This is a genomic window from Mesorhizobium sp. M0077, assembly GCF_040322955.1.
GTDB lineage: Bacteria > Pseudomonadota > Alphaproteobacteria > Rhizobiales > Rhizobiaceae > Mesorhizobium.
Map to the genome: position 1 here is coordinate 35,313 of NZ_JAMYUL010000010.1, position 26,123 is coordinate 61,435.

At 63.1% G+C, this 26,123-nt stretch carries 24 protein-coding genes and 1 riboswitch; of the genes, 9 read left to right on the forward strand and 15 right to left on the reverse strand.

Annotated features, from left to right (window positions below; translation table 11 throughout):
- Nucleotides 1-110: 110 nt before the first annotated feature.
- On the reverse strand, nucleotides 111-884 hold the full coding sequence (locus tag NKJ57_RS19520; RefSeq protein WP_023673667.1) for an amino acid ABC transporter substrate-binding protein: 774 nt from the start codon (nucleotides 882-884) through the stop codon (nucleotides 111-113).
- A gap of 397 nt (nucleotides 885-1,281) precedes the next feature.
- On the opposite strand from NKJ57_RS19520, the gene NKJ57_RS19525 reads away from it, so the two are divergent.
- A complete protein-coding gene (locus tag NKJ57_RS19525) occupies nucleotides 1,282-2,139 on the forward strand; it encodes an RNA polymerase factor sigma-32 (RefSeq protein WP_023685806.1) in 858 nt (285 codons plus the stop codon).
- 92 nt (nucleotides 2,140-2,231) lie between these two features.
- On the opposite strand, the gene NKJ57_RS19530 is transcribed toward NKJ57_RS19525, so the two are convergent.
- From NKJ57_RS19530 to thiB, 4 genes are all read right to left on the reverse strand, one after another.
- Nucleotides 2,232-3,638, reverse strand: coding sequence for a M48 family metalloprotease (locus tag NKJ57_RS19530; RefSeq protein ID WP_245260137.1), 1,407 nt, complete (start codon nucleotides 3,636-3,638; stop codon nucleotides 2,232-2,234).
- A gap of 329 nt (nucleotides 3,639-3,967) precedes the next feature.
- A complete protein-coding gene (thiQ, locus tag NKJ57_RS19535) occupies nucleotides 3,968-4,732 on the reverse strand; it encodes a thiamine ABC transporter ATP-binding protein (protein WP_352512231.1) in 765 nt (254 codons plus the stop codon).
- Nucleotides 4,729-6,336: a thiamine/thiamine pyrophosphate ABC transporter permease gene (gene thiP, locus NKJ57_RS19540; RefSeq protein ID WP_352512230.1), complete on the reverse strand. Its 1,608-nt coding sequence runs from the start codon at nucleotides 6,334-6,336 to the stop codon at nucleotides 4,729-4,731. Before thiP ends, thiQ begins: the two co-directional genes overlap by 4 nt.
- Nucleotides 6,337-6,585: 249 nt before the next feature.
- Entirely contained in the window at nucleotides 6,586-7,593 is a 1,008-nt protein-coding gene (thiB, locus tag NKJ57_RS19545) for a thiamine ABC transporter substrate binding subunit (protein WP_023754101.1), read from the reverse strand.
- Between the two features lie 43 nt (nucleotides 7,594-7,636).
- Nucleotides 7,637-7,751, reverse strand: a riboswitch (TPP riboswitch).
- A 162-nt stretch (nucleotides 7,752-7,913) separates the two neighbouring features.
- Between thiB and NKJ57_RS19550 the strand changes: the two genes are divergently transcribed.
- Genes NKJ57_RS19550 through NKJ57_RS19565 form a run of 4 tightly spaced genes read left to right on the forward strand, consistent with a single transcriptional unit; the run spans nucleotide 7,914 to nucleotide 10,992 of the window.
- Nucleotides 7,914-8,573, forward strand: coding sequence for a thiamine diphosphokinase (locus tag NKJ57_RS19550; RefSeq protein ID WP_023737031.1), 660 nt, complete (start codon nucleotides 7,914-7,916; stop codon nucleotides 8,571-8,573).
- 1 nt (nucleotide 8,574) lies between these two features.
- Nucleotides 8,575-10,395 (forward strand): ABC-F family ATP-binding cassette domain-containing protein, encoded by a 1,821-nt coding sequence (locus NKJ57_RS19555; protein ID WP_023737032.1) that lies wholly within the window; start codon nucleotides 8,575-8,577, stop codon nucleotides 10,393-10,395.
- A gap of 55 nt (nucleotides 10,396-10,450) precedes the next feature.
- Nucleotides 10,451-10,693, forward strand: coding sequence for a type II toxin-antitoxin system CcdA family antitoxin (locus NKJ57_RS19560; RefSeq protein ID WP_023693600.1), 243 nt, complete (start codon nucleotides 10,451-10,453; stop codon nucleotides 10,691-10,693).
- A complete protein-coding gene (locus NKJ57_RS19565) occupies nucleotides 10,693-10,992 on the forward strand; it encodes a CcdB family protein (RefSeq protein ID WP_023673676.1) in 300 nt (99 codons plus the stop codon). The genes NKJ57_RS19560 and NKJ57_RS19565 overlap by 1 nt, the downstream gene beginning before the upstream one ends.
- Before the next feature lie 26 nt (nucleotides 10,993-11,018).
- On the opposite strand, the gene NKJ57_RS19570 is transcribed toward NKJ57_RS19565, so the two are convergent.
- Complete coding sequence (locus tag NKJ57_RS19570) at nucleotides 11,019-12,659, reverse strand: hypothetical protein (RefSeq protein ID WP_027050813.1); 1,641 nt, start codon at nucleotides 12,657-12,659, stop codon at nucleotides 11,019-11,021.
- Between the two features lie 76 nt (nucleotides 12,660-12,735).
- Nucleotides 12,736-14,034: an adenylosuccinate synthase gene (locus tag NKJ57_RS19575; protein WP_023684197.1), complete on the reverse strand. Its 1,299-nt coding sequence runs from the start codon at nucleotides 14,032-14,034 to the stop codon at nucleotides 12,736-12,738.
- Between the two features lie 209 nt (nucleotides 14,035-14,243).
- On the opposite strand from NKJ57_RS19575, the gene NKJ57_RS19580 reads away from it, so the two are divergent.
- Both NKJ57_RS19580 and NKJ57_RS19585 read left to right on the forward strand, forming a co-directional pair.
- Nucleotides 14,244-15,149 (forward strand): DMT family transporter, encoded by a 906-nt coding sequence (locus NKJ57_RS19580; protein WP_023726194.1) that lies wholly within the window; start codon nucleotides 14,244-14,246, stop codon nucleotides 15,147-15,149.
- Between the two features lie 105 nt (nucleotides 15,150-15,254).
- On the forward strand, nucleotides 15,255-15,719 hold the full coding sequence (locus NKJ57_RS19585; RefSeq protein ID WP_023726193.1) for a DUF2231 domain-containing protein: 465 nt from the start codon (nucleotides 15,255-15,257) through the stop codon (nucleotides 15,717-15,719).
- A gap of 64 nt (nucleotides 15,720-15,783) precedes the next feature.
- Here NKJ57_RS19585 and serA read toward each other — a convergent pair whose 3' ends face one another.
- The 5 genes from serA to glmM all read right to left on the reverse strand — a co-directional run bounded on the left by serA (nucleotide 15,784) and on the right by glmM (nucleotide 22,240).
- Nucleotides 15,784-17,385 carry a phosphoglycerate dehydrogenase gene (serA, locus tag NKJ57_RS19590; protein ID WP_023726192.1) on the reverse strand — a complete coding sequence of 534 codons (1,602 nt, stop codon included), beginning with the start codon at nucleotides 17,383-17,385 and terminating at the stop codon, nucleotides 15,784-15,786.
- 58 nt (nucleotides 17,386-17,443) lie between these two features.
- The gene (locus NKJ57_RS19595) at nucleotides 17,444-18,619 is read right to left on the reverse strand and encodes a phosphoserine transaminase (protein WP_023742248.1); all 1,176 of its coding nucleotides are present in this window, start codon (nucleotides 18,617-18,619) and stop codon (nucleotides 17,444-17,446) included.
- A 201-nt stretch (nucleotides 18,620-18,820) separates the two neighbouring features.
- Nucleotides 18,821-19,591: an outer membrane protein gene (locus tag NKJ57_RS19600; protein WP_023684192.1), complete on the reverse strand. Its 771-nt coding sequence runs from the start codon at nucleotides 19,589-19,591 to the stop codon at nucleotides 18,821-18,823.
- 229 nt (nucleotides 19,592-19,820) lie between these two features.
- Complete coding sequence (locus NKJ57_RS19605; RefSeq protein WP_023684191.1) at nucleotides 19,821-20,636, reverse strand: outer membrane protein; 816 nt, start codon at nucleotides 20,634-20,636, stop codon at nucleotides 19,821-19,823.
- Nucleotides 20,637-20,887: 251 nt separating this feature from the next.
- A complete protein-coding gene (glmM, locus tag NKJ57_RS19610) occupies nucleotides 20,888-22,240 on the reverse strand; it encodes a phosphoglucosamine mutase (RefSeq protein ID WP_023673591.1) in 1,353 nt (450 codons plus the stop codon).
- Nucleotides 22,241-22,582: 342 nt separating this feature from the next.
- Here glmM and NKJ57_RS19615 point away from each other — a divergent pair, with 342 nt between their 5' ends.
- The gene (locus tag NKJ57_RS19615; RefSeq protein WP_023742247.1) at nucleotides 22,583-23,584 is read left to right on the forward strand and encodes a hypothetical protein; all 1,002 of its coding nucleotides are present in this window, start codon (nucleotides 22,583-22,585) and stop codon (nucleotides 23,582-23,584) included.
- Nucleotides 23,585-23,824: 240 nt separating this feature from the next.
- Entirely contained in the window at nucleotides 23,825-24,277 is a 453-nt protein-coding gene (locus NKJ57_RS19620; protein ID WP_023688968.1) for a hypothetical protein, read from the forward strand.
- 73 nt (nucleotides 24,278-24,350) lie between these two features.
- Here the strand turns inward: NKJ57_RS19620 and NKJ57_RS19625 are convergent, their stop codons facing one another.
- The 3 genes from NKJ57_RS19625 to NKJ57_RS19635 are packed head-to-tail and all read right to left on the reverse strand — an operon-like array spanning nucleotide 24,351 to nucleotide 26,018.
- A complete protein-coding gene (locus tag NKJ57_RS19625; protein WP_352512228.1) occupies nucleotides 24,351-24,875 on the reverse strand; it encodes an imine reductase family protein in 525 nt (174 codons plus the stop codon).
- Nucleotides 24,857-25,225 carry an NAD(P)-binding domain-containing protein gene (locus NKJ57_RS19630; RefSeq protein ID WP_352512227.1) on the reverse strand — a complete coding sequence of 123 codons (369 nt, stop codon included), beginning with the start codon at nucleotides 25,223-25,225 and terminating at the stop codon, nucleotides 24,857-24,859. The genes NKJ57_RS19625 and NKJ57_RS19630 overlap by 19 nt, the downstream gene beginning before the upstream one ends.
- 28 nt (nucleotides 25,226-25,253) lie before the next feature.
- Nucleotides 25,254-26,018: an SDR family oxidoreductase gene (locus NKJ57_RS19635; protein WP_352512226.1), complete on the reverse strand. Its 765-nt coding sequence runs from the start codon at nucleotides 26,016-26,018 to the stop codon at nucleotides 25,254-25,256.
- Between the last annotated feature and the right edge of the window lie 105 nt (nucleotides 26,019-26,123).

The following is a 26,123-nucleotide window of genomic DNA, read 5'->3' on the forward strand; positions in this document are numbered from 1 at the left end:
CGGTGACGGCAGTGCGATTGTGTGCTTCTCATATCATGCGAATAACGGCGAGCCGTCAAAGACGGCCCGCCGCTATTTGTCATTGCCGGCAAACCGCCGGGAGATGGTCTTTACTGCGAGACATCCTGGCCGAAATAGGTATCGGCGATCTTCTTGTAGGTGCCGTCGGCCTTGATGTCGGCCAGCGCCTTGTTGATCGCCGCGACCAGCTCCGGATCACCCTTGCGCACGATGACGCCGGAATAGTCGGCGTTCTCTTCCTGCGCGGCGATCTTCACATTGGCGTCCGGCTTGTGCTTCTTGAAGTCGAGGAAAGACAGGCTGTCATTGATGGTGGCGTCGGCGCGGCCGGTGAGCAGCAGCTGGATCGACTGGTCGAAGCCGTCGGTGCCGACAAGTTCGGCGCCGTTGGTCTCGGCGAGCTTGCCGAAATTCGATGTCAACGACTGTGCCGACTTCTTGCCCTTGAGGTCGGCGAAGGTCTTGATGTCGGTGTTGTCGCCGCGCACGATCAGCACGGCCTTGGAGGCGATGTAAGGATCGGAGAAATCGTACTTGGCCTTGCGCGCGTCGGTGATGCCGACCTCGTTGATCACGGCGTCGTAGCGGTTGGCGTCGAGGCCGGCGATCAGCCCGTCCCATTTGCCTTCGAGGAACTCGACCTTGACGCCGAGCTTGTCGCCGATCGCCTTGGCGATCTCGACGTCGAAGCCGACCAGCGCGCCGGAAGCATCATGATAGGTGAAGGGCGCATAGGTGCCTTCGGTGCCGACCTTGAGTGTGCCGGCCTGCTTGATCTGGTCGAGATTGGCGCCGGCGTGGCCTGATGTAACAGCCAGAACCTGCAGCGTTCCGGCGATGATGAGCGAATTGAGCCATTTCATTTCTATGTGATCCCGTCCTTGGCCGGTGTCCGGCGCTTGTGAGAGCCGGAAACTGACAGATACAGCGCAGCAAAATAAGGAACCAGATTTCAAAAAAACGGCGATCCAGAAATCAGATTCTCAAAGCAGCTCCGATCGGTGCCAATAGTCCCGATCTGCGGTGTCGATGCGCCCTGTCGGACCGCACAAAACAACCGCCCTCGGCGGCGGAACCAATCCCCGGTATGGCACGTTCATGGCTTGTTGTAGGGCGCCGCGTTTCCATTTCAAGAACCCTTGGCTGCGCTAGGCCCGAAGCAATTCCAGGAAAGTGGGAAAGCGGTTTCCTTCGGAATTGCGTCAAACAGAGATAACGGCCGCCAGGCCGTCCGAAAATGTCCGGGAGCAGGAGCGCGGCATGATCGAAGACACGGCAGGACGGACCATGGTCCGCACGGCAATGAAAGCCCCCTACCTCGAGCGCGATGAGGAACATGTTCTCGCCTTGCGCTGGAAGGAGGACCAGGATCAGCAGGCGCTGCATCAGATCACCGTCGCCCATATGCGGCTGGTCATCTCCATGGCTTCGAAGTTCCGACATTACGGCCTGCCGCTCGGAGATCTGGTCCAAGAGGGCCATGTCGGGCTGCTGGAAGCAGCCGCGCGTTTCGAGCCGGAGCGCGAGGTGCGCTTCTCGACCTATGCGACATGGTGGATCCGCGCTTCGATGCAGGACTATATCCTGCGCAACTGGTCGATCGTTCGCGGCGGCACCTCTTCGGCGCAAAAGGCGCTGTTCTTCAACCTGCGGCGCCTGCGCGCCCGTCTTGCCAATGGCGCCGAGCCGATCTCCAACGCCACGCTCTACCGCGAAGTCTCGGTAGCCCTAGGCGTCTCCGAGGCCGATGTCGCGAAGATGGATTCCAGGCTGTCAGCACCTGACTCTTCGCTCAACGCACCGCTCGCCGACGAAGCTGGCACCACCGAGCGGATGGACTTCCTGATTTCGGACGATCCATTGCCTGACGAGGTCGCCGGCGACACCATCGACGTCGAACGGCGCCTGATGTGGCTGAAGACGGCGCTCCGCGCGCTCAATGCCCGCGAACTCAGGATCATCGAGGAGCGCCGGCTGAGCGACGAAGGTGCGACGCTTGAGGCGCTTGGCGAGACGCTCGGCATTTCCAAGGAGCGTGTCCGGCAGATCGAGGCCCGCGCCATGGAAAAGCTCAAGCTCGCGCTGGTGAAGCAGAATCCGGAGTTCATGGCGGCCTGAGATTGCCAGGAACGGGGTACCCCGAGTTATCTCAGAAAAGTTATCTCAGAAAAAAGCACTACGAAGGCTGGGGTTTCTGACGAAGACCGGCGCTATCTGTCCGTGACGATCTTGACCTTGTCGCCGGCCGAAACCGAGGCGCCCGGCGACATCGCGTTGAGCACGCGGAACAGATCGAGCTTGCGGTCGACGCCGACCATCTGCGCCGAAAGTGTGCCCATCGTCTGCCCGGCCTGTACCGTGACGACGCGGATATGCAGCGGCTTCAGTGCCGCCTTCTCGGCGGGGCTGAGCACGCGGAACGAACCGCTGACCGAGCGTGCCACCGGATCGAGTGTCGTGCTGGCCGAGGGGGCCGCTGTCAAAAGCCGGTAGACCTGACCGCCGGCGCGGATCACCGCAATGTCGAACTGCCAGCCATCGGCGCCGGCGTGCGCGGTCGCCGCCTGGTTGCCGTCGATCGTCTCCTGGCGCACACTGGTCTCGTCGAGACCGGCCACCCAGCCGCTTCTGATGTAGTCGGTCAGCGCACGATCCTTGTCGATCGACACACCGTCGAAGCGGATCGCCATGTCGCCGGGACCGGTCGCCGTCACCGCCGCCGCCGAATTGTCGATGATGAAGCCGTCGGGCACCGTGAACGAAACGCCGAGGCCCGGATGCAGGAAGGTCTGGCCGCGCACATAGCCCTCTTCCGGCGTGTCGCCATAGAGCAGGCCGTCTATCCCGGCCAGGAAGGAATCGCGGTCGCGGGTGCCGATGCCCGGCGCGCCGAACTGGCGGGCGTGGCGCTGCGCCAGATCAATTCGCTGCGGCGTGTTGGGGTGCGTGGCCAGGAAGTCGAGGCTGGCGTCGGTGGCGCCGCTGATCGAGCGGAAATCGGTGTAGGCCGACATCGACTGCAGGAAACGCCCGGCGGCATAGGGATCGTAACCCGCCTCGCCGATCGACTTGATGCCGATGGCGTCTGCCTCCAGCTCCTGGTTGCGCGAGAACTGCGCCAGCCTCAGCTTGCCGCGGATCAATGCCTGCTTGGCGGTCGGGCTGTCGCCCAGCACATCGGAGACCACCTTGGTCGCCAGGCCTTCCTCGGCCTCGAGCTGCTGTCGCTGCAGACCGTGATTGGCGGTGACGTGGCCCATCTCATGCGCGATGACGGCGGCGAGTTCGGCCGAATCATTGGCCAGCGCCAGCAGGCCGCGGGTGACGTAGAGATAGCCACCCGGCAGCGCGAAAGCGTTGACGTTGGGCGAATTGAGGATGGTGATGCGATAGGTCTGGGTCGGATTGGCCGACACCACGGTCAGGCTGCCGACAACCTTGGCCACCATGCGCTCGAGCTTGGGATCGGAATATTCGCCGCCATAGGTGGCAAGGATGCGCGGATGCTGTGCCTTCGCCAGTTCGGCAAGCTTGCTGTTGGCGGCGACATTGTCGACCGTGATCGGCTTATCGGAAGGCTGGAAGCCGGATTCCTGCACTTCGGGAGGCGTGAACATCTGGCAGCTGGCCAGCGCCACGGCAAGGCCGGCCAGCGCGAGGAAGCGCACCAGCGGTCTGCGTTTCAAAGTGTCAGTGCCGGTCGGCAGCACGGCGTTCCTTCAGCTCTCGGCGCATGATTTGGACCGGGGTCCGCGCCAGCGAAAAATCGGTTTCGTTGGCAATCCTGCACACATCAAAAAACCTACAGCGTTTACGCATCCGGCCGGGTGCGGCGCTGTAGGGGCAAATCACGGCTCGTGCCGGACCAGTACTAAGCGGACCTAGCCACATCGACTGGACCATGGCAAGCAAGCGCCACATCACCTGTAGCCGGTTTGGTCGTAAATTATGTCCGCTTCCGGGCAATATCGCGTGATCCGCCCGAACTTGCGCCGATATAGCGCCGAAACGCTTCAGGGCCAGTGCCGTCGAAAAAATCGGCGGCAGGTCCCGTCGCGGCAACCCTGCCATTGTCCAGAAAAAGCATCTGCTCGCCGATACGGCGAGCGTCTTCCGGCTGATGCGTGACGAACAGCACCGTCATCGCCCGCTCGGCATGAACGCCGGCCACCAGGTCGAGCATATCATAGCGCAGCGCTGGCCCGAGCGAAGCGAACGGCTCGTCGAGCAGCAGCACCGGCCGGTCGCGCACCAGAACGCGGGCGAGCGCCACGCGCTGCCTTTCGCCGCCGGAGAGTTCGCGCGGCAGGCGCATTTCTTTGCCGGCCAGGCCGACGCGGTCAAGCGCCTCGGCGATTGCGGCGCGATCGGCGTCGGTCAGGTTGAGCGATGGCGAGCGGCCGAGCCCGACATTCTTCTCCACCGAGAGATGAGCAAACAGATTGTTTTCCTGGAATACCATCGACACCGGCCGCACCGAAGGCGGCTCGGCGCCGACATCGGCGCCGCCGATCAGCACACGACCGGACTCCGGCGTCTCGAAACCAGCCACCAGATTGAGCAAGGTCGATTTGCCCGAACCACTTGCCCCCATGATGGCGGTGATCTTAGATGTATCGAATTCGACATCGAACAGGAATGACGTTTCGCCATAGCTGAACGAGACCTTGTCCAGCCGGACAGTCGTGCCTTTCTCCACAGCGGACGTCACGATCTCTCTCCCCGTCCCAGCCAGTCTGCCGCGACCACCAATGCAAGGCAGACCGCCCCGAGCAGCAAAGCCAGCCCGGCAGCATCGGCCGTGCGATAGCTGCCCATGCGCGCCAGCAGGAGATAGGGCAAGGTCTGCACCGAATCGCTGCCGAACAGCGCGATGACGCCGAGATCGCCGAGCGACAGCGCCATGGCGAAGGCAAAGCCGGTGGCCAGCGGCCGCCGGAGCGATGGCCAGTCGACCAGAAGCAGCCGGTTCCAGCCCGCAATCCCGAGCTGCGCGCACAGCCTCTCATGGCGCTCGCTCGCCGCATCATAGGCCGGGCGCATCGCGCGGATGGCAAAGGGCATCGCCATCACCGCATTGACGGTGACGACCATGACCGGCGCGATGGCAAAGACATCGCTGACCGTGCGCAGCAGGAGAAACCAGCCGGCGCCGATGACGACGGGCGGCACGACGAGGACGAAGCCGGCGCCGGTGTCGGTGGCATGCTCGAGCAATGAACGGGCACTGGACCGGCGGCGCAGCGACAATGCCCGACGCGCCATGATCAGCGACAGCGACAGCGCCACCGAAAGTAGCGCCGCCGAGAAGGCGAGACCGGCGCTGGTCAGCGTCGCCTGACGCACGGCACTCTCGCCCGCCAGCCGGCCGAGATCGGCGTCGAGGCCGGACGCGACGGTGGCCGCCATTGGTCCGGCGACGAACAGCAAGGCGAGCACGATCAGGACGGCGTTGAACGCTGTTTCTGCTTTGCCGGCCAAGTGATAGCGGCGCGGCGCGACAGGCAAATTGGCGTCGCCGGTCACATTGGCGCCGAGCCGCGTCAGCGCCAGCATGACGGCAAAAGTCAGCGCGATCTGCAGCACCGTCAGCGTCACCGCTCGCGCCGGATCGAAGTCGAAACGCAGCGCCTGATAGATGGCGACTTCCAGCGTCGTCGCCGCCGGCCCGCCGCCGAGGATCAGCACGATGGTGAAGGAGGTGATGCAAAGCATGAAGACAAGCCCGGCGACGCCCGGCAGCGCGGCGCGCAGCACCGGCCACTCGATCAGCCGGAAGGCTGGCCTCGCCCCCATGCCGAGCTGGCTCGCCAGCCGCCATTGATCGGCCGGCACCGTTCCCAGCGCTTCGAGGAACAGCCGGGTGGCCAGCGGCAGGTTGAAGAAGACGTGGGCGACGAGGATGCCCGGCAGCCCATAGATGTCGGGCCAGCTCTGGCCACCGATCGCGGCGAAATAACCGGCGCGGCCATAGAGCGCCAGTATGCCCAGCGCTGCGACAATCGCCGGCAAGGCAAGGGGCACAGTAAACAGCTGCAGGATGAAGCCGCGTCCGAAGAAGCGCGGATGCCGCGACAGCGCCCGGGCGACGAACAGCGCCGGTACGGCGGAAAGCAGCATCGAGAGCGCAGCCTGCCAGAGCGTGAAGCGGACAACGCGCAGGAGATAGAGGTCAAAGGCGGACGCGGCGCCGGAAAGGTCGTGCGCGCCTTCGCGGATAAGGCCGGCAAAGGCGCCGCCGATCAGCAGCGCGATTGCCGCAAGCGCGATGGTGCCGGCGGTGATGCGGGGGTCAGAGGGATAGTGCGCACGCATTTCGTGCTATCCAACCCTACATCGCATGTTGGCTGCTGACGGAAATATTTCATGGAGGTCGAGTTCCCGCCCCCCCCCCTCTGTCCTGCCGGACATCTCCCCCGCAAGGGGGGAGATTAGCAGCTTCGCTCCCCGCCCCATCCTCGCCGCGTTGGAGGTTGACGAAAGCTTTCGAGCGCTTGATCTCCCCCCTTGCGGGGGAGATGGCCGGCAGGCCAGAGGGGGGTGTTCAAGCGCCATCCTGAATTCCTACTTGCTCATCACCGCCAGCCATTCATCCACCCAGGCCTTGCGATTTGCCGCGACCTCTTCCGGGCTGAACAGCAAGGTCTTCGCCGGCTTGACCAGCCTATCAAAAGCCGGATTGAGCGGCTTGTCGGTTTTCCCGGCCGGGAACATCCAGTTGGTCTCCGGAATGACATCCTGGAATTTCGGCCCGGTCATGAAGGCCAGGAACTTCGCCGCCAGCGGGTTCTTCGCGCCCGTGGTGGTGATGCCGGCGACCTCGACCTGCAGATACTCGCCTTCCTCGAACGAGGCCGCCTGGTAGCGCCCGGTGTTCTCGGCCACCATGTGGTAGGCCGGCGACGTCGTATAGGAAAGCACCATCGGCGCCTCGCCCTTGGAGAACAGGCCATAGGCCTCGCTCCAGCCCGGCGTCACCGTCAGCACTTTGCCCTTGAGTTTCGCCCAGGCTTCCGGCGCCTTGTCGCCATAGACCGACTTGACCCACAGCAGCAGGCCGAGGCCCGGCGTCGACGTCCTCGGATCCTGGATGACGATCTTGTCGGCGGCATCGCCCTCGACCAGTTCCTTCAGGCTCTTCGGCGGGCTCTTCAGCTTTTCGGTGTCGTAGACGACGGCGAAATAACCATAATCGTAGGGCACGAAAGTGTCGTCGCTCCAGCCGCCCGGCACGTTGTTTTCAGCCACCGCGCCATGTGGGACAAACAGGCCGGAAGCCTTGGCTTCCGCGGTGAGGTTGGTGTCGAGACCAAGCACGATATCGGCCTTGGTCGAGGCACCTTCGAGCTTGACGCGGTTGAGAAGTGCGACGCCGTCGGCGACCGAGACGAAGTCGACGCTGCAGCCACACTCGGCCTCGAATTCCTTCTTCACCTGGGGGCCTGGACCCCAGTCGGCAGTGAAACTCTCATAGGTATAGATCGTGAGTTTTTCCTGCGCGCACGCAGGGCTTGCCAGTAGCGAAACAGCAAGCCCCAGCGCTGGGACAAGACGGGACAAAAAAATGCGCATCGGCGCCTCCTTCATTCGTGTTGAAAGGAATTGAGGCGTCGGGCTGTCCGAAGCGTCTAATCCCTCCGCCGGTACAAACCGGATCAGGTTCAGCGGGTTGGCGAGACTGCCTCTCAGCCGGTCCGCGAAGATCGCGTCCGGCACCCCGTTAGAGCGTTTCGACACATAGGCCCGGCCAAGGTGCCACGCAAGCGGAAGTTTGCCCGAGCATGATCCCGGAAAGTGGAATCCGTTTCCGGAAAAAGATCATGCTCCAACAAAGAGTGACGGTGCCGCTCGGCCTTCCGTTTCGTCGGCGGGGCTGGTAAGGGCCAGCGGATATGAGCACATTCACCATCTTGCTTGGCGGCGATCTCGTCCGCACGCCGCGGCTCGACCGCCAGGTCGCGGGCACGCGCGTCATCGCCGCCGACGCCGGCATCGGTCATGCCCGCCTGATCGGCCTGATGCCGGAGCTGTGGGTCGGCGATTTCGATTCTGTGCCGGCGGACCTGCCTGCCGATCTCGCCGCCGTGCCGCGGGAGGTGTTTCCTCCCGAAAAGGACAAGACCGATGGCGAACTGGCGATCGCGGCGGCATTGGAACGCGGCGCCACCAGCCTGGTGCTGGCCGGCGCTTTCGGCGGCAAGCGCGCCGACCACGCCTTCCTCCATCTGGCGCTCAGCCTGCGGCTGGCCGAGGCCGGCACAAAAGTGCTGTTGACCAGCGGAGCGCAGGAAGGCGCCCCTCTGCTGCATGGCAAGGCCGGCTTCGACTATGCCGACGGAACGCTGTTTTCGGTGCTCGGCTTTTCCGATCTTTCGGGCCTCACCGTGTCCGGCGCGAAGTGGCCGCTCGACCATGTCGAGGTCTTGTTCGGCTCGTCGCTGACCATCTCGAACGAGGTCAAGTCCAACACGACCGGGGGCGGCCTCGAAATCGCGCTCGGCCATGGCCGCGCGCTGCTGCTCGCCCACCCCTACCCCTTGCCTGAAAGCTGACATGGCCCCGCCCCTTCTCAACCTCGACGGCATAAGACTGACCTTTGGCGGCACGCCGCTGCTCGATGGCGCCGAACTGACGGCGTCCGCCGGTGACAAGATCGCGCTCGTCGGCCGCAACGGCTCCGGCAAGTCGACGCTCCTGAAGATTGCTGCTGGTCTGATCGAGCCGCAAGACGGCGAGGTCTTCCGCCAGCCTTCGTCAACGGTGCGCTATCTCCCGCAAATGCCCGACATGGACGGCTTTGCCAATGTGCGCGCCTATGTCGAGGCGGGGCTTGGGCCTGCCGACGATCCCTACCGCGCCACATATCTGATGGAGCATCTCGGCCTCGCCGGCACGGAGAACCCCAACGATCTCTCCGGCGGCGAGGCGCGCCGCGCAGCACTTGCCCGCGTCATGGCGCCCGAACCCGATATTCTGCTGCTTGATGAGCCGACGAACCATCTCGATTTGTCGGTCATCGAATGGCTGGAAGAAGAGCTTGTCCGGACGTCTTCGGCGCTGATCGTCATCTCGCACGACCGTCGCTTCCTCGAACGCGTCTCGCGCGCCACTGTCTGGCTCGACCGTGGCCAGACCCGCCGCCTCGACAAGGGCTTTGGCCATTTCGAGGAATGGCGCGACCTTGTGCTGGAAGAGGAAGAGCGCGAACAGCACAAGCTCGGCCGCCAGATCGTGCGCGAGGAGCATTGGCTGCGCTATGGCGTGACGGCTCGCCGCAAACGCAACATGCGCCGCCTGGGCGAACTGCAGACCATGCGCCAGCGTTTTCGCGGCCATCGCGGCGCCGAGGGCTCGGCGACCATGGTGGCCAGCGACGCCGCCGAATCCGGCAAGCTGGTGATCGAGGCCAAGAACATCGAGAAGAGTTTTGGCGACCTGACCGTGGTCAAGGGCTTCTCGACCCGCATCCAGCGCGGCGATCGCGTCGGCCTTGTCGGGCCGAACGGCGCCGGCAAGACGACGCTGTTGAAGATGCTCACCGGCGAGATGAAGCCCGATGCCGGCTCGGTGCGGCTCGGCACCAATCTGGAAATCGCCACGCTCGACCAGAAGCGCGAGGCGGTCGATCCGGCCGAGACCCTGGCGCAGTATCTCACGGACGGGCGCGGCGAAAACCTCGTCATCAATGGCGAGCAGCGCCATGTCGTGTCCTACATGAAGGATTTCCTGTTCAAGCCGGAACAGGCGCGCACCCCGGTGCGCGAGCTGTCCGGCGGCGAACGGGCGCGGCTGCTCCTGGCGCGTGTTCTGGCGCGGCCGGCCAACCTTCTGGTGCTCGACGAGCCGACCAACGATCTCGACATGGAGACGCTGGAACTGTTGCAGGAACTTGTCGCCGGCTTTGCCGGCACGGTCATCCTGGTCAGCCACGACCGCGACTTCCTCGACCGCACCGTCACCAGCATCATCGCCCCGGACGGAGGCGGCCGCTGGATCGAATATGCCGGTGGCTATTCCGACATGCTGGCGCAGCGCGGCGGCACCCGGCTCGACGACCGCAAGGCGCGCGCCAAGGCCGAAGCCAGCGATGCGCCGGCGCCGGGCAAGAGCGAGCCGGCAGCGCCAAAAGGGCCGTCGAAGAAACTGTCGTTCAAGCAGAAATTCGCCCTGGAATCGCTGCCCAAGAAGATCGAGGCGGTAATGGCCTCGATCTCGCGTTTGGAAAACAACATCGCCGATCCCGCCTATTACGAGCGCGACCCGGCCTCGTTCCAAAAGACCATCGCCGCCCTCGACAAGGAACGCGCCACGCTGGCCGCACTCGAGGAAGAGTGGCTGGAACTGGAAATGCTGCGTGAGGAGATGGAGGGGTAGCATTGCCTGCGGTCTTTTATGCGCGTATATTGTGCGCATGAAAGGAGGCATCTCCGTGCTTCAATCGACGCCAAAAACTCAGCGGACCTCTGTCAACACGTCCATTGACTCTCAGTTGATCAAGGACGCCAAAGCGTTGGGCATCAACATCTCCCGCGCTGCCGAAGCAGGGATCGCGAAAGCGATTGCGGCGGAGAAAACGCGTCGATGGCAAGAAGAAAACAGGGAAGCCATCGAAAGCTCCAACGAATATGTCCGAAAGAACGGACTGCCATTGGCTAAACACCGGCCGTTCTGATGGCGCGTTACGATTTCTATCGGAGTACCGAGAGCGACGGTTATCTTCTCGACGTGCAGTCAGATATGCTTGAAGGGCTGAGCACGAGGGTGGTCGTTCCTTTGATGCCGCCCGAGATTGCCCCGCTTCCTGGCCGCCGCCTGAACCCGACCTTCGCTATAAACGGCAAAGATCTTGTGATGGTCACACAGTTTGTGTCGGCCTTCAGCGCGTCCGAATTGCGGATGCCAGAGGGAAACCTTTCTAGACATCACGACGACATCGTCGCCGCCCTCGACATGCTGTTCCAGGGCTTCTGAGCGAAGGCAGCCGCTACTGCCGCCCGTCAACCTGCCGTCTTGGCCTGCCAGGCCTTCAGCGCCTCGTCGAACACCTTCTCGCCCGGAATGCCCTTTTCCATGGTCAGCAGCGCCCGGCGTCCGGTCTTGTAGACCACCGGCACGTCGATCCAGTCCTGGCCTCGAAGCAAGGTCATATTGGCGTCCTCGTCGGCCTTGGTGTCGTTGAGCGCCACCAGGAAGAAGCCGTCGGCGATCTTGGCCGGAATGCCGATCAGCGGGCTGCCGGCATCCTGTTCCGAACTCTTCATGGCGACGCGCAGGATGTTGTCGACGCCACCGCCGTCAAAGCCCTCGGGCGTCAGGAAGATCATCTCGATGATGTGGCTGGCCGGCAGCGTCTGGTCGGTATTGCGGCGGATGGTCATGCGCAGCTGGATGTCCTTGCCGGGAATGGTCGCCTCGGCGCGGATCGCCGGCTCGGGCGGCAGGTCGCCGCCGGGCGATTCCTGCACCAGCGACCAGACGATGCTGCCGGGTTCGGCCGAACCTTGCGCGGTCGAGGTGCGTTCCTCGTAGAAGATCGCCTTCTGGCCGACCGCAACGGTCGGCGCGGGAGCGGCGGCCGCCGGCGCAGCGGGCGGCGTGGCGGCGGCATCAGCCGGTGCTGCCCCATTGGCCGGCGGTGCGACGCCATCGGCGGGCGGCGTTGCCGGTGGCGTGGCGGAAGCGTCGGGCGCCGGCGTGGCGGGCGCGCCCGTGGCTGCGGCGTCGCCGGCCGGCGGGGTCGCAGGCGCTGGAGCCGCAGGTGGCGCTGGAGCCGGGGGGGGCGGTGTGGTCAGCGCGGCGACGGACTCGCCCTCGCCGATGCCGCTTTGACCGGCCGCGGGACCGGGGTCGGTTTCACCGCCTTCGGGCGACAGGCGCTGGGTGAACTTCGTTCCCTCGCCGGCAGCGGCCGGTGCCGGTGCATCGGCCGCGGGCTTGGCCGGCGCCGGCTTTACCAGCGGTTCGGTCGAGACCGTCTTGGTGTCGCCGCCGAGGCCCAGCATCGAGCCAAAGGCATCCTTGTTCAGCCAGATGCCATAGCCGCCGCCGGCGACCACCAGAAGCGCGACGACAGCCGCGATCAACCCGCCATAGCTGCGCCTGCGCTCGGCTGGGCGCAGGCGCTGGAACGTGTCCGCGACCGGCTGCTCGTCATTGGCGAACACATCGGCGCTGTCGTCGTCGGCGTCCAGCTCCACGGCTTGCTTGTCGATGGTTTCTGCACGCGCCGCAGGCGACGGCGGTGTCGGCGCGGGCCTCTGCCAGCTCGGCTCTGTCCTGGCGGTCGGCGCCGGCTGCACGGGTTTCGCCGGCTGCCAGGCCGGCGCAGGCGTGGCGGAAGGCTTTACATGACTGGACTGGTTCTTGTTGCGGTCGATGGAGGAGAAGATGTGCTCCAGCTCCGCCAGCGGATCGGATGCCGGCACCGCCCTGGCATAGTCGCGCTCGACGCTCGAGATGGCATCTTCCAGGGATCGCTTCTGCGTGCTTATGGCTTCGGCGGCCAGCGGCGGCGAATACTCCGCAAGCTTCTTTGCCAGCATGGTACGAACGCTGTCATAGATCCGCGTACGCTTTTCGGGCGTTTCGTCGCCGTGCTTGTCGAGCGCCTTTTTCAGAATAGCAACGAAATCTGCCATGCTTCAGTCGACCTGTATTTTGTTTCCGCGCCGGCCCCCGCAAATCGGCCGCGATGCCCGGAAAGGCTTCAGAAAACTAGTCTTGAAACGGATCGGTCACAAGTATCGTGTCGTCCCGTTCCGGGCTGGTGGAAAGGAGCGCGACGGGTGCCCCGATCAGCTCCTCGATGTAACGGACATATTTGACGGCCTGCGCCGGAAGGTCGTTCCAGCTGCGCGCGCCGGCTGTGGTGCCTTTCCAGCCTTCGAGCGTCTCGTAGACCGGCTCGACACGCGCCTGCGCGCCCTGGCTGGCCGGCAGATAGTCGATCGTTTCGCCGTCGAGACGGTAGCCGGTGCAGACCTTGATCTCATCCAGCCCGTCGAGCACGTCGAGTTTGGTCAGGGCGATGCCCTTGATACCGTTGACGGCGACGGCCTGGCGCACCAGCACGGCGTCGAACCAGCCGCAACGGCGTTTGCGCCCGGTGACGACGCCGAATTCGTGGCCACGCGTACCGAGAAATTCGCCGATCTCGTTCTTCTGCTCGGTCGGGAACGGGCCTTCGCCGACACGCGTCGTATAGGCCTTGGTGATGCCCAGGACATAGCCGATGGCGCCGGGGCCCACCCCCGAGCCGGCGGCTGCCTGGCCGGCAACGGTGTTGGACGAGGTGACGAACGGATAGGTGCCGTGGTCGATGTCGAGCAGCGTGCCTTGCGCGCCCTCGAACAGGATGCGTTCGCCGGCGCGGCGCTTGTCGTCGAGGATTTTCCAGACGCGGTCCATATAGGGCAGGATCTCATCGGCGACCGAGGTCAGCTCGGTCATGATCGCCTCATGCGTGACTTCGCCATGGCCAAGCCCGCGACGCAGCGCATTGTGATGCGTCAGCAGCCTGTCGACCTTGAGAGGCAGCGTTTCCAAATCCGCCAGATCCATCACCCGAACCGCGCGCCGGCCCACCTTGTCTTCATAGGCTGGGCCGATGCCACGACGCGTCGTGCCAATTTTCGTCCCGGAATTGGAGGCGGCGTCCTCGCGGAATCCGTCCAGCTCCCGGTGCAGCGACAGGATAAGCGCCGTGTTTTCGGCTATTTTCAGGCGGTCCGGCGTGACCTCGACGCCTTGCGCCTTGAGTTTTGCCACTTCCGCGACGAAGGCGTGCGGGTCGAAGACGACGCCATTGCCGATGATCGACAGCTTGCCTTGCCGCACCACGCCCGACGGCAGCAGCGACAGTTTGTAGACCTTGCCGTCGACGACCAGCGTATGGCCGGCATTGTGGCCGCCCTGGAAGCGCACGACCACGTCGGCGCGCTCCGACAACCAGTCGACGATCTTGCCCTTGCCTTCGTCGCCCCATTGCGAGCCGACGACCACCACATTGGCCATGTTTCTTTTCCCTTGAGATGCCGCCCTGGCGGCCTGGATATGGTTCGAAACGACAGGCCTCTATAGCGTCAAGACCTCGCAAGCGCGACCTTTCTTTGCCGCCGAAAATGCCCTGAGGCACAACAATTTTCGGCTTTGACATCATTTACTTGCGTCGGCGGGGGCAATAGGCCGGCAAACACAACTTCCCAGGCGGCCGGAATCCCGCAATGCATCGACGCGCCTACCTGTTCCTGCTGCTGACCACCCTGCTGTGGGGCGGCAATTCCGTCGCCGGCAAGCTGGCGGTCGATCACGTCTCGCCGATGACGCTGGTCTTCCTGCGCTGGGTGCTGGCCGTCGCGATCCTGCTGCCGATCGGCTGGCGCACGATCAGGGAGGACTGGCAGGTGGTGCGCAAACACTGGTTCGTGCTGGCTGCACTTGGCGCCAGCGGCTTCACTCTGTTCAACACCATTTTTTACACCGCGCTCAACTACACGACCGCGATCAATGTCTCGATCGAACAGGCGGCAATGCCGGTCTTGATCATCATTGCCAATTTCTTCTTCTTCCGCCTGCGCGTGAGCTGGGCGCAGATTGCGGGCGTGGTGCTGACCATCTTCGGTGTCATCTTGACTGCCTGCCACGGCGATCCGCGCCGGCTGCTCCCATTGGAACTCAATTTCGGCGACGCCATCATGCTGGTCGCGGTCGTCCTCTACAGCGGTTATTCGGTCGGGCTGCGGCTGAAGCCGGTGATGCGCTGGCAGAGCCTGATGTTGTCCCTGGCGATCGCTGCCCTCATCACCTCGCTGCCGTTCTTCCTGTGGGAGGTCGCCGCCGGCAAGGTTATCGTCCCCGATATCAGCGGCTGGGTGGTCATCGTCTATACCGCGATCGGCGCTTCGGTCATTTCGCAGATCACTTACATCAGGGGCAACGAACTGATCGGCGCCAACCGTGCCGGGCTGTTCATCAATCTGGTGCCGATCTTCGGCACGCTGCTGTCAGTGCTGATCGTCGGCGAGACATTCCAGCTCTACCAGGCGCTGGCGCTCGTCCTGGTGCTGGGCGGCATTTCGCTCGCCGAATACAGCGGGCGCAAGATGGCGGCACCGAACCGCCGCGGATAACATTTGGCTGCTGCCGCGCTGCGCCGCCGTCGCGATAACTGCTGCCGCGCGCCGACCTGGAACATTTTACCTCTGGCGGAGTTTGCTTGCGTGGGAGGCAACAAGATGAGCCATAACCCTCGCAGCACGGCAAGCATTGCCGGTCACCCCATTCACCCAATGCTGATTCCGTTTCCGATCGCCTTCTTTGTCGGCACCTTCGTTTGCGATCTGATTTTCTGGCAAACAGCCGATCCCGGGTGGGTCACCGGATCGCTTTGGCTTCTCGGCGCCGGCCTGATCATGGGCGCCTTGGCCGCTCTTACCGGCCTGACGGATGTTCTCGGCGATGTTCAGATCCGCAATCTCACGACGGCATGGCTCCATGCCGGCGGCAACGTGCTCGTCGTGCTGATCGAGCTTTATAACTGGTACTCGCGTTATGCCGGTGGAGCGGCGGCTGTGATCCCGACCGGCTTTATCTTATCGCTGATCGTGGTTCTGATCCTGCTGTTTACAGGGTGGAAGGGCTGGGAACTGGTCTATCGGCATCGCGTGGGCGTCTCCGACGGCTCAGACGAATTGACCTGAACCGGCCTCTGCGACGGCCGCCCCAATGATGGGGGGAGGACCGCCGCATCCGCCACGCCGTCAACTACATTGCGTTGACGTCGAACTGCAGCCGCTTGGCCGAGTCGATGGACTTGTGCGCCTTGACCTGTTCCAGCACTTTCTCCGGGAACGGCGCGTCGAGATAGAGCAGCGCGATCGCGTCGCCGCCCGGCCGGTTGCGGCCGAGCTGGAAGTTGGCGATGTTGACGCCGTTCTCGCCGCACACCGTGCCGAGCAGGCCGATAATGCCGGGCGCATCGGCATTGGTTGTGTAGAGCATGTGCTGGCCGACCTCGGCGTCGAGATTGATGCCCTTGATCTGGATGAAGCGCGGCTTGCCGTCGGAGAAGCAGGTGCCGGCGATCGAGCGCGTCATGTGCTCGGTCTTCACCGTCAGCTTGATGTAGCCGTCGAACACGCCCGACTTGTCGCGCTTGACCTCGGCGACGATGATGCCGCGCTCCTTCACCATGATCGGCGCCGACACCATATTGACGTCGGCGACCTGCGGCCGGATCAGCCCGGCGAGCGTCGCACTGATCAGGGCGCGCGTGTTCATCGTCGCGGTCGAGCCGTCGAACAGGATCTCGACCTCGTTGATCGGGTCCTCGGTGACCTGGCCGACAAAGGCGCCGAGCACTTCGGCGAGCTTGACGAACGGCTTTAGCCGCGGTGCTTCCTCGGCCGTGATCGAGGGCATGTTGATGGCATTCGAAACCGCACCCTTGATCAGATAGTCGGCCATCTGCTCGGCTACTTGCAGCGCAACATTTTCCTGTGCTTCCGCTGTCGAGGCGCCGAGATGCGGCGTTGCCACCACATTCTCCATGCCGAACAGCGCGTTGTTCTCCGCCGGTTCGACCTCGAACACATCGACGCCGGCGCCCGCCACCTTGCCGCTCTTCAGCGCCGCGACCAGGTCGGCTTCGACGATGAGCCCGCCACGCGCGCAATTGATGATGCGCACGCCGTTCTTCATTTTGGCGATCGCCGCCGCGTCGATGATGTTGCGCGTCTTGTCGGTCAGCGGCGTGTGCAGCGTGATGAAATCGGCGCGGGCGAAAAGCTCGTCCAGCTCGACCTTGTCGACGCCGAGTTCCTCGGCGCGCTTGTCCGACAGGAACGGGTCGAAGGCAACGACATGCATCTTCAGGCCGACGCCGCGCGTGGCGACGATCGAGCCGATATTGCCGCAGCCGATGACACCCAGCGTCTTGCCGGTGATCTCGACGCCCATGAAACGGTTCTTTTCCCATTTGCCGGCATGGGTCGAGGCATTGGCCTCCGGGATCTGCCGGGCGAGTGCAAAGATCATGGCCACCGCATGTTCGGCCGTGGTGATCGAATTGCCGAAGGGCGTGTTCATCACGATGATGCCCTTGCGGCTCGCCGCGGGGATGTCGACATTGTCGACACCGATGCCGGCGCGGCCGACGACCTTGAGTCTTGTCGCTGCGTTGATCAGTTTTTCCGTGACCTTGGTCGCCGAGCGGATGGCAAGACCATCATACTGGTCGATGACTTCGAGCAGCTTTTCCTTGTCCTTGCCGAGATCGGGCAAATAGTCGACCTCGATACCGCGGTCCTTGAATATCTGGACGGCGGTGGTGGAGAGTTTGTCAGAGACGAGAACGCGGGGCGCCATGGCGGCCTCCTTGAACTGGATTGTCGGGAAAGGGCGGCCCGCAGGCCACCACGAAATCTCAGGCTGCGGCCTTCAGCGAAGCCTTCTGCGTGGCGAAGGCCCAGTCGAGCCAAGGCAGCAGCGCCTCGAGATCGGATGTCTCGACGGTGGCACCGCACCAGATGCGCAGGCCGGAAGGTGCATCGCGATAGGATCCGATGTCGTACGCGACGCCTTCCTTGTCGAGCACAGAGACGATCGCCTTGGCGAAAGCCGCCTGCCCGTCGGCGTCGAGCGCCGCGACATCGGCGTCGGTGAAGGACAGACATACGGACGTGTTGGACCGTGTCGCCGCATCGACCGCGAGATGGCCTAGCCAGGACGATTTGTCGACAAAGCCATCGAGCACGGCGGCATTGGCATCGGCTCTGGCAATCAAGGCATCGAGACCGCCGATCGACTTCGCCCAATGAAGTGCATCGAGATAGTCCTCGACGCACAGCATCGACGGCGTGTTGATGGTCTCGCCCTTGAAGACGCCTTCGATCAGCTTGCCGCCCGAGGTCAGGCGGAAGATTTTCGGCAGCGGCCACGCCGGCTTGTAGGTTTCCAGTCGCTCGACGGCGCGCGGCGACAGGATCAGCATGCCGTGTGCGCCCTCGCCGCCCAGCACTTTCTGCCAGGAGAAAGTGACGACATCGAGCTTCTGGAAATCGAGCCTCTGCGCGAATGCGGCCGAGGTCGCGTCGCAGATGGTCAGGCCTTTGCGGTCGGCTGGAATGAAATCGCCATTCGGTACGCGCACGCCTGAGGTCGTGCCGTTCCAGGTGAAGACCGCATCGCGGTCGAAATCGATCTTGGTGAGATCCGGCAGCTCGCCATAGCCTGTCTCGATCTTTCTGATATCGACTAGCTTCAGCTGCTTGACCACGTCGGTGACCCAGCCGGAGCCAAAGCTTTCCCATGCCACCATGTCGACACCGCGTTCACCGAGCAGCGACCACAGCGCCATCTCGACAGCACCCGTGTCCGACGCCGGCACGATGCCGATGCGGTAATCGGCCGGAACCTGGAGAATCTCGCGCGTCAGCTCGATCGCCTGTTCGAGCTTGGTCTTGCCGATCTTGGCGCGGTGGGAACGGCCGAGCGCAGCATTCTTCAGTGCCTCGACCGACCAGCCGGGGCGTTTTGCGCAGGGACCTGAGGAGAAATTGGGGTTTGCCGGACGGAGTCCGGGCTTCGTATGCGTCGTCATCGTGGTCTATCCTTCCAGATAGTGGCCCCTCGTTGGGGAGGGGTGGCCCACGGACGGCGATATGCGTTCAGCCCTCAGGCGTCAAGAGGAAAGTTTTTGTCGCTGGCGGGATACCGGCGATACGGGATCAGCATGTCGTGGGCTAAAACGCAAACAGCGGATCGAAGAGATCCGCCGTTGGGCTTCCGAACAGCAATCTTCCTACCAGAGGTCGTAGCGCAGGCCGAGCTTGACCTGATGATTGCTGATGCCCTTGCGGATCGGATAGGAGGTCAGGCTCTCGGCCGTGACATATTCGGCATCCGGCGCGGAGAAGTACTGGTAGCCGAGATCTACAGAAACATTCTTGGTCACCTGATAGGCCAGGCCCGCATCCAGCGTGTAGGCGAGGGAATACTGGGTCTTGTTGTCGTTCCGGACGAAATCATCCGTAGGGTCGACATTGTCGGTGAAGTAACTCGCCGACAGCTTGTATTTGCTCCGGACCAGCCCAATGCCGGCGCCGAGGTAGGGCGTGATCCCGACATAAGTGCCGAGATCGACATAGCCATTGACCATGCCCGACAGGGAATAATTTTGCAGCGATGCCGACGCGATGGTCGCACCACCCGGCGGCGGCGTCGCCGAATCGTCAAAGCCGACGCCGATCTTGTTGCCGGGCAGATAGCCAAGATTGACGTCGCCGCGCAGATAGTCGTTGAAGTGGTAGCCGAAGCCGATGCTGGCAAAGGCCGGATCCTGCTTCTCGCTGAAGCTCGCGGGGGCGAAGGTGAAATCCTGATCCTCGTAGCTCTTCTGCGCCAGATAAGAGACGTCGCCGCGCAGATACCAGCCCGAGCCGACCTCGACCGGTTGATAGTCCGGCGCCTGATCGACATAGATCGGCGGATCGTAGTCCGCGGCCTGCGCCGGCGTCAGCGGCACAAGGACGAGTGCGGCGAGCGCCGGCGCTGTCAGCGATTTGAAATTCATGGGTCCCCGGCTCCTGAAATTGGCGCCCGTCATTTTGATCGCAAGCGCCGTTTCACCAAGCATTGTTAACCATAGTGGTTAAGTCAGGGTTAAGGATAACGCGGCGTACCGAATTGATTTCGATTGGGTTTCTTCGGCACACGCGGCCGGTTGAAAACGCGCAAACATCGGCAAACGAAAACCGCCCGGCAAGACCGGGCGGTTCGCGAATTCCTGGATTTCGAAGCGACTACTTGGTGTAGATCGGCTCCGGCTCTGGAACGTAGGGCTCCGGCGATGTGCAACCATTATTGCCGCCGAACTGATAGCGCAGACCGCCTCGTACCTCATGTGTGTTGATGCCATGGTCGAAGCCGGGCCCGGAACTGCTCACGTCGAAGTCGAACATGCGGCCCCCCTCAATGTGAGAGTAGCGATAGCCGGCATCCAGGATCACCCTGTCGGTAAGGCAATAGGACGCGCCGGCCATGAGCGCGTAGGCAAAGCGCCAATTCTTCGACCCGGGGTTGGTCTCGGTTGTGTTCGGGTCGTGGACGGTATCCCATTTGACGTGCGCGCCGCCGATGCCAGCGCCAACATAAGGCGTGATGCCGTGCCAGGTACCGATATCGTAATAGGCGTTGGCCAAGAGCAGCAATGCGCTCATTTTCGACACTTCGACCGATGTCGTAACGCCATCGTTGGTTGATCCGTTGAAGTCCGAAGCGAACCAATAGTCGGCTGTCAGGTCGGTACGGAAATGATCGTTGATCTTGTAGCCAATGCCGGCGCCGAGTGAGAAGCCGCCCTTAAGCTCGCCGGAATCGAAAACATTGCTGCCGGGAGGCGGCCCGTAGGTGATATAGTCGATGCCGCGCAAATCCGATTTATGATAGTCGATGTCGCCGCGGATGTACCAGCCGCCGAAATCGGCCGGCTGCTCGTAGGCGATCGGCGCCGGCGCCTCTTCGACCACCGGCGGCTCCGCCAGATCGGCGGCGAATACTGGCCCGGCCACACCTGCGAACAGCGCGGCAAGGAGGGCCTTTTTTGCTGTATTGAACATGTTTGTCACCCCTGAGAACCGTCGGGAAAGTCCAACTTGCCCGAATGTGATTGACCTCAGTTGTGGATAATGAATTGGAAAAGTTAAAAGGCGTTTAACCCTGTCGATTAACCACGAATTCTCGACATTTTAGCAAACTGTCTCCGCCGGCATAACGCTGGGACCAACCCTGGCCGAAACAAAAAGCCCGCCTGCAGGCGGGCTTGAAGTCTTGAGCCGGCAGTTCGCCCCTGCCGTTGGACGCAGCGCAATCAGGCGGCGCTACGCGTTTCCGAAATAATGTCGACGATGTCGTTGACCACGGCCTCGACCAGCTGTGGGTCGTCGCCCTCGGCCATGACGCGGATCAGCGGCTCGGTGCCGGAGGGCCGTATGACCAGGCGGCCGGCCTTGCCGAGACGGTTGCGCGCGTCTTCGATCACCGCCTTGACCGTGGCTTCCTCAAGCGGCTTGCCGCCGGCGATGCGGACATTCTTCAACAGCTGCGGCACCGGCTCGAATTTCTTCGACAATTCGCTGACCGGCCGGTTCTGCCGCTTGATGCAGGCCAGCACCTGCAGAGCCGAGACCAGCCCGTCGCCAGTGGTCGAGAAATCGGACAGCACAATGTGGCCCGACTGCTCGCCGCCGACATTCAACCCGTGCGCGCGCATATGTTCCACGACATAGCGGTCGCCGACCTTGGTGCGATGCAGCTGCAGCTTCATGTCGCCAAGGAAGCGTTCGAGGCCGAGATTGGACATCACCGTCGAGACGACGCCGCCGCCGGCCAGTCGCCCGCTCTGGTGCCAGGACTCGGCGATCAGCGCCATGATCTGGTCACCGTCGACGATGGTGCCGTTCTCGTCGACGATGACGACACGGTCGGCATCGCCGTCGAGTGCGATGCCGATATCGGCGCGCACTTCATGCACCTTCTTCTGCAGGCCGGCCGGATGGGTCGAGCCGCATTCCTTGTTGATGTTAAAACCGTTCGGATCGACATTGATGGCAATGACCTCGGCGCCCAGTTCCCAAAGTGCTGCTGGCGCCACCTTGTAGGCCGCGCCGTTGGCGCAATCGACGACGATCCTGAGACCCGACAGCGACATTGAGCGCGGCAGCGTGCGCTTGGCGAATTCGATGTAGCGGTCATGCACGCCGTCGACGCGCTTGGCGCGGCCAAGTCCGTCGGAATCGGCGAGCGCCAGTTCGATATCCTTGTCGAGCATGCTCTCGATGCGCTCCTCGATCTCGTCGGAGAGCTTGTACCCGTCGGGACCGAACAGCTTGATGCCGTTGTCGTAATAGGGATTGTGCGAGGCCGAGATCATGACGCCGATATCGGCACGCAGCGAGCGTACCAGCATGGCGACCGCCGGTGTCGGGATCGGGCCGAGCAGGAACACATCCATGCCGGCCGCGCACAGGCCGGACACCATGGCGTTTTCGATCATGTAGCCGGACAGCCTGGTATCCTTGCCGAGCACGACGCGGTGGCGATGGCTGCCGCGCTGGAACGAGAGGCCGGCGGCCATGCCGACCCGCATCGCGATCTCAGCCGTCATCGGAAACTTGTTGGCGCGCCCGCGAATGCCGTCGGTGCCAAAATAACGTCCTGCCATGCTTGCCAGAATCCCCGTCGGTTTTCAGCCGGCTCGTAATGCCACAATTGGTCCGAGCCCGACTATCACATTGTGTGATTGTATATTACCAATTCTTAGAAAATCATTGTAGCAGGCTGTTCGGAGCGTTGGCAGCGTATCATGACACGGTGTTGCCGCAATATAACATTCACACTGGGCCACACTGCGCAGATTGGGCCGGTAAGCCGGACTGTTGGAGGGGCAGATCGCAAGGGTCATCACCTTATCGGGAGAACGCCGTTTAGCATCTGGCGCAGCCTAGCGTTGAGAGCTATTGATTGACACAGGTACAACCTATGGGCGCAGCAATGGGAGAACGCCATGCTCATCCACCGACTTGCAACTTTGACGGGTCTTGCCGTCGCAACCTGGTTCATGGCGGCGCCCGCCAGCGCGCTGACCATGGCCCAGTGTAGTACCAAGTATAATGCCGCCAAGGACGCCGGCACGCTGAACGGGCAGACCTGGAATCAGTATCGGAAGGCCGAGTGCGGCACCGACGCGGCGGCCACCACCGAGACCGCAAAGCCGGCGGCCAAGAAGGCCGCTGCGGCCAAGACGGACACGACCAAGGCCGCCGCTGCTGATAACGGCGCCAAGGGTCTGACGGCCAAGGAATGCAGCGCTAAGTACCAGGCTGCCAAGGCCGCCGGTACGCTCAATGGCGCAAAGTGGAACGACTTCCGCAAGACCGAATGCGCCGCCGGCGCATCCGCCGCGGCAGAACCGGCCAAAGCCACGACCAAGGCCGCAGCCACAACCGACGATGGCGCCAAGGGCCTGACGGCCAAGGAATGCAGCACCAAATACCAGGCGGCAAAGGCCGCCGGCACGCTGAACGGCGTGAAGTGGAACGACTTCCGCAAGGCCGAATGCGCCGCCGGGGCCTCGGCCGCGGCAGCACCCGCCAAGGCAACCACCAAGGCAGCTGCCGACAGCAGCGGCAAGGGCCTGAGCATGGCCGATTGCAGCGCCAAGTACCAGGCTGCCAAGTCTGCCAACACGCTGGGCGGCAAGAAGTGGAACGACTTCCGCAAGGCCGAATGCGGCGCAGGCGCAGATGACGACGACACCGTGCCGGCTCCGAGCGAGGCGACCTATACCAGCGAGCCCGAGAAGCCCTCGGTCAGCGCTCCCAAAGGTGTCAAGTTCCCGGCCGCGATCTCAAAGAAATACGCCGGCGAGACGCCGGCCAAGGGCCGCATGCATACCTGCCTCGAGGTGTATTATGCCAACAAGGACGCCAACACGCTCAATGGCCTGCGCTGGATCCAGAAGGGCGGCGGCTTCTACAGCCTCTGCAATGCCAAGCTGAAGAGCTGATCGCGTAGCCATATTCTCCAGACAAAGGCCCGCGCATCGCAGCATGCGCGGGCCTTTTTATTGCGCTCGAACACACCCGGCGTTGATCGCGTTTACATATCGCGGAAGCTGTCGGCATCATCTATTCGCCCACACTGCCCACCCCAGACATATCGGTGGTTCGCAAAGATTCCAGTTGAACATACGGAGAACAAATGGTATACAAAAGGACATCGAACTTTTGTACACCAGGAGGGTCTTATGTCCAGATTGAAATTGGCGGCATTGGCTGTGACGGCATGGATTGCTTGGAGCGTCGCCCCTGCAAGCGCACTGACGATGAAGGAATGCGGCGAGGCCTATCGCACAGCCAAGGAAGGCGGCACTCTGAACGGCATGGATTGGACCGCTTTCCGCACCGAGAAATGCGCGACGTCAGCTGCGGAGAGTGCCAATGCGGATGCGGTCAAAACCGAGCCGCAGTCGCAGAAGGAAACCAGCGCGGCGGTCGCCCCCGCTGTAGCGCCGACGGGCGTGACATTCCCGACCACCCTCGCCGCCGAATTCAAGACCGAGAAGCCCTCGAAGGCGCGTATGAAGACCTGCCTGCAGGGCTACCACGGCAACAAGGACGCGGGTACGTTGAACGGCCTTCGCTGGATCCAGAAGGGCGGCGGCTATTACAGCCTCTGCAACGCCAAGCTGAAGAGCTGATCGACCAGCAGCGTTTGAAGATCGAAGGCCCCCAACCGCAAGGTTGGCGGGCCTTCTCTTGGGTCTTGCCCCGTCAAGCGCCTTGTTTCGAGAGCTGGAGCAGTGCGACCAGGCTTGTAAGATCGGCATTGGCCTGGCCGGCAGCCACCCCGCGCTTCATCAGGCTTTGCATCGGCAAGACGAGTTCGGTGCTGACATCAGCCGACCTGCTGGCATCGATGAGATTGACGTAGGCATCAGCCTGCATGCCCAGGTTGGAAACGACATTGCTGGTGTGATCGCCACTGTCGATCTGTTCCGCCCACTTCGGCAGCAGGCCTTGCATCGACTGAAGCCAGGAGGCCAGCAGCGGCATGAACTCGCCGGCCGGGATCCCTGCTGCGCCCGTCAATGCCAACGCCTGCAGAACGCCCGCGAACATGCCGTACATGCCGCTCAGAAGCGAGATATCATAGAGCGGCGCGAGGCAAGCATCCTCACCGAGGAATTTGCTGGTGCCGAGCGCTCCGAGCTGCCCCGAACAGGCATCGAACGCCTGGCGCGAACCGCTGTAGAGAATCAAGGCGTGCGGCCCGCCGATCATCGGCGGCACCGCCATGTGCCGCCGTCGATGTAGCTGGCGCCCTGGCTCACCGCCCAGGCCGATATCGCCCACGCCTGCTCGGGCGTGCCGTTGGTGAGATTGACCAATGTGCGGCCCGACAGCGCGTCTCGGCTTGGGCCGAGCACCTCACGAACGGTGTCATAGACAAGCAGGCACGCCACGATCAGTGGACTCGATCTGACGGCTTCCTCGACACTCTTGGCCACAATGGCGCCCTTGGCTGCCAAAGCCTCAGCCTTTGCCGGAGAACGGTTCCACACCGTTACCGCATGTCCCTGGTTCAGAAAGGCTTCGGCAAGCGCAGTGCCCATGGCGCCGAGACCGATTACTGTTATGTCGCTCATTCTGCTTCTCCTTGGTTTGGTTGCGCGGTTACGCCGGTGTCGGGGTCAGGTCCTGGCCAAGGCCACCGTCCACGGTCAGCCGCGCGCCCGTGGTGAAGGTCGCGTCGAACGCCAGGAACAGCACTGCGCGCGCCACCTCCTCCATCGTGCCGTGGCGCTTCATCGGCGTGACCGCGTCGCCGATCGCCATGAAGGCGGCCCGCTCCTCGGCCGAGGCGTCGGCCACACCCATCGTCAGCGTATCGATGAAACCAGGGCTGACCACATTCACGCGGATCCGGCGCGGCAGAAGCTCGGCGGCCAGGACCTTGGCGAAGGCGCGCAGTGCCGCCTTCGATCCGGAATAGACGCTCATGCCGCCAGTGCCGGATTCGTCGGCGATCGACGAGGTGAAGACTATGGCGCCACCATCCCTGATGAGGGGCAGCAGGCGCTGCGCGGTGAAGAAAGCGCCTTTGGTGTTGATGTCGAAGGTGCGATCGTAACTGTCCTCGGTGACCCGCTCGACGGGTTCGAGATTGGCCACCCCGGCATTGACGAGAAGGAAGTCGATCTGGCCAAGCTTCTGCCCCACTTCGGCACCGAGCGTGACGATATCGGCCATGTCTGAGATATCGGACCGCACGACATGAGCTCGCGAAAGCAGCTTGGCTCGCGCGGCCTCGATGTTGCGCTGGTCGCGGCCGGTGACCAGGACCTCGGCGCCGCTTTCGATCAGGGCTTCGGCAACGGCGAGCCCCATGCCGTGCGTCCCGCCGATGACAACGGCCTTCTTGTTTGCGTATCGTGTCATGATCCATCCGTTTTTGACAAAATCCGGCCGCCGACGGCCTTTGCAGGTCGAAGCGAGGTACCGATATGATGTTGTGGTGTTCGCCGATGCCGGCGAGCTGGTTTG

Coding starts and splice junctions, on each gene's coding strand:
- NKJ57_RS19525 (WP_023685806.1), top strand. CDS start 1,282: ATGATCGAAGACACGGCAGGACGGACCATGGTCCGCACGGCAATGAAA.
- NKJ57_RS19605 (WP_023684191.1), bottom strand. CDS start 20,636: ATGTTCAATACAGCAAAAAAGGCCCTCCTTGCCGCGCTGTTCGCAGGT.
- NKJ57_RS19620 (WP_023688968.1), top strand. CDS start 23,825: ATGTCCAGATTGAAATTGGCGGCATTGGCTGTGACGGCATGGATTGCT.
- NKJ57_RS19575 (WP_023684197.1), bottom strand. CDS start 14,034: ATGGCCAATGTGGTGGTCGTCGGCTCGCAATGGGGCGACGAAGGCAAG.
- serA (WP_023726192.1), bottom strand. CDS start 17,385: ATGGCGCCCCGCGTTCTCGTCTCTGACAAACTCTCCACCACCGCCGTC.
- thiB (WP_023754101.1), bottom strand. CDS start 7,593: ATGCGCATTTTTTTGTCCCGTCTTGTCCCAGCGCTGGGGCTTGCTGTT.
- NKJ57_RS19600 (WP_023684192.1), bottom strand. CDS start 19,591: ATGAATTTCAAATCGCTGACAGCGCCGGCGCTCGCCGCACTCGTCCTT.
- NKJ57_RS19625 (WP_352512228.1), bottom strand. CDS start 24,875: ATGGCGGTGCCGCCGATGATCGGCGGGCCGCACGCCTTGATTCTCTAC.
- NKJ57_RS19615 (WP_023742247.1), top strand. CDS start 22,583: ATGCTCATCCACCGACTTGCAACTTTGACGGGTCTTGCCGTCGCAACC.
- NKJ57_RS19520 (WP_023673667.1), bottom strand. CDS start 884: ATGAAATGGCTCAATTCGCTCATCATCGCCGGAACGCTGCAGGTTCTG.
- thiP (WP_352512230.1), bottom strand. CDS start 6,336: ATGCGTGCGCACTATCCCTCTGACCCCCGCATCACCGCCGGCACCATC.
- NKJ57_RS19530 (WP_245260137.1), bottom strand. CDS start 3,638: ATGTTCACGCCTCCCGAAGTGCAGGAATCCGGCTTCCAGCCTTCCGAT.
- NKJ57_RS19570 (WP_027050813.1), bottom strand. CDS start 12,659: ATGGCAGATTTCGTTGCTATTCTGAAAAAGGCGCTCGACAAGCACGGC.
- NKJ57_RS19580 (WP_023726194.1), top strand. CDS start 14,244: ATGCATCGACGCGCCTACCTGTTCCTGCTGCTGACCACCCTGCTGTGG.
- NKJ57_RS19585 (WP_023726193.1), top strand. CDS start 15,255: ATGAGCCATAACCCTCGCAGCACGGCAAGCATTGCCGGTCACCCCATT.
- NKJ57_RS19635 (WP_352512226.1), bottom strand. CDS start 26,018: ATGACACGATACGCAAACAAGAAGGCCGTTGTCATCGGCGGGACGCAC.
- NKJ57_RS19555 (WP_023737032.1), top strand. CDS start 8,575: ATGGCCCCGCCCCTTCTCAACCTCGACGGCATAAGACTGACCTTTGGC.
- NKJ57_RS19595 (WP_023742248.1), bottom strand. CDS start 18,619: ATGACGACGCATACGAAGCCCGGACTCCGTCCGGCAAACCCCAATTTC.
- NKJ57_RS19630 (WP_352512227.1), bottom strand. CDS start 25,225: ATGAGCGACATAACAGTAATCGGTCTCGGCGCCATGGGCACTGCGCTT.
- NKJ57_RS19550 (WP_023737031.1), top strand. CDS start 7,914: ATGAGCACATTCACCATCTTGCTTGGCGGCGATCTCGTCCGCACGCCG.
- glmM (WP_023673591.1), bottom strand. CDS start 22,240: ATGGCAGGACGTTATTTTGGCACCGACGGCATTCGCGGGCGCGCCAAC.
- NKJ57_RS19565 (WP_023673676.1), top strand. CDS start 10,693: ATGGCGCGTTACGATTTCTATCGGAGTACCGAGAGCGACGGTTATCTT.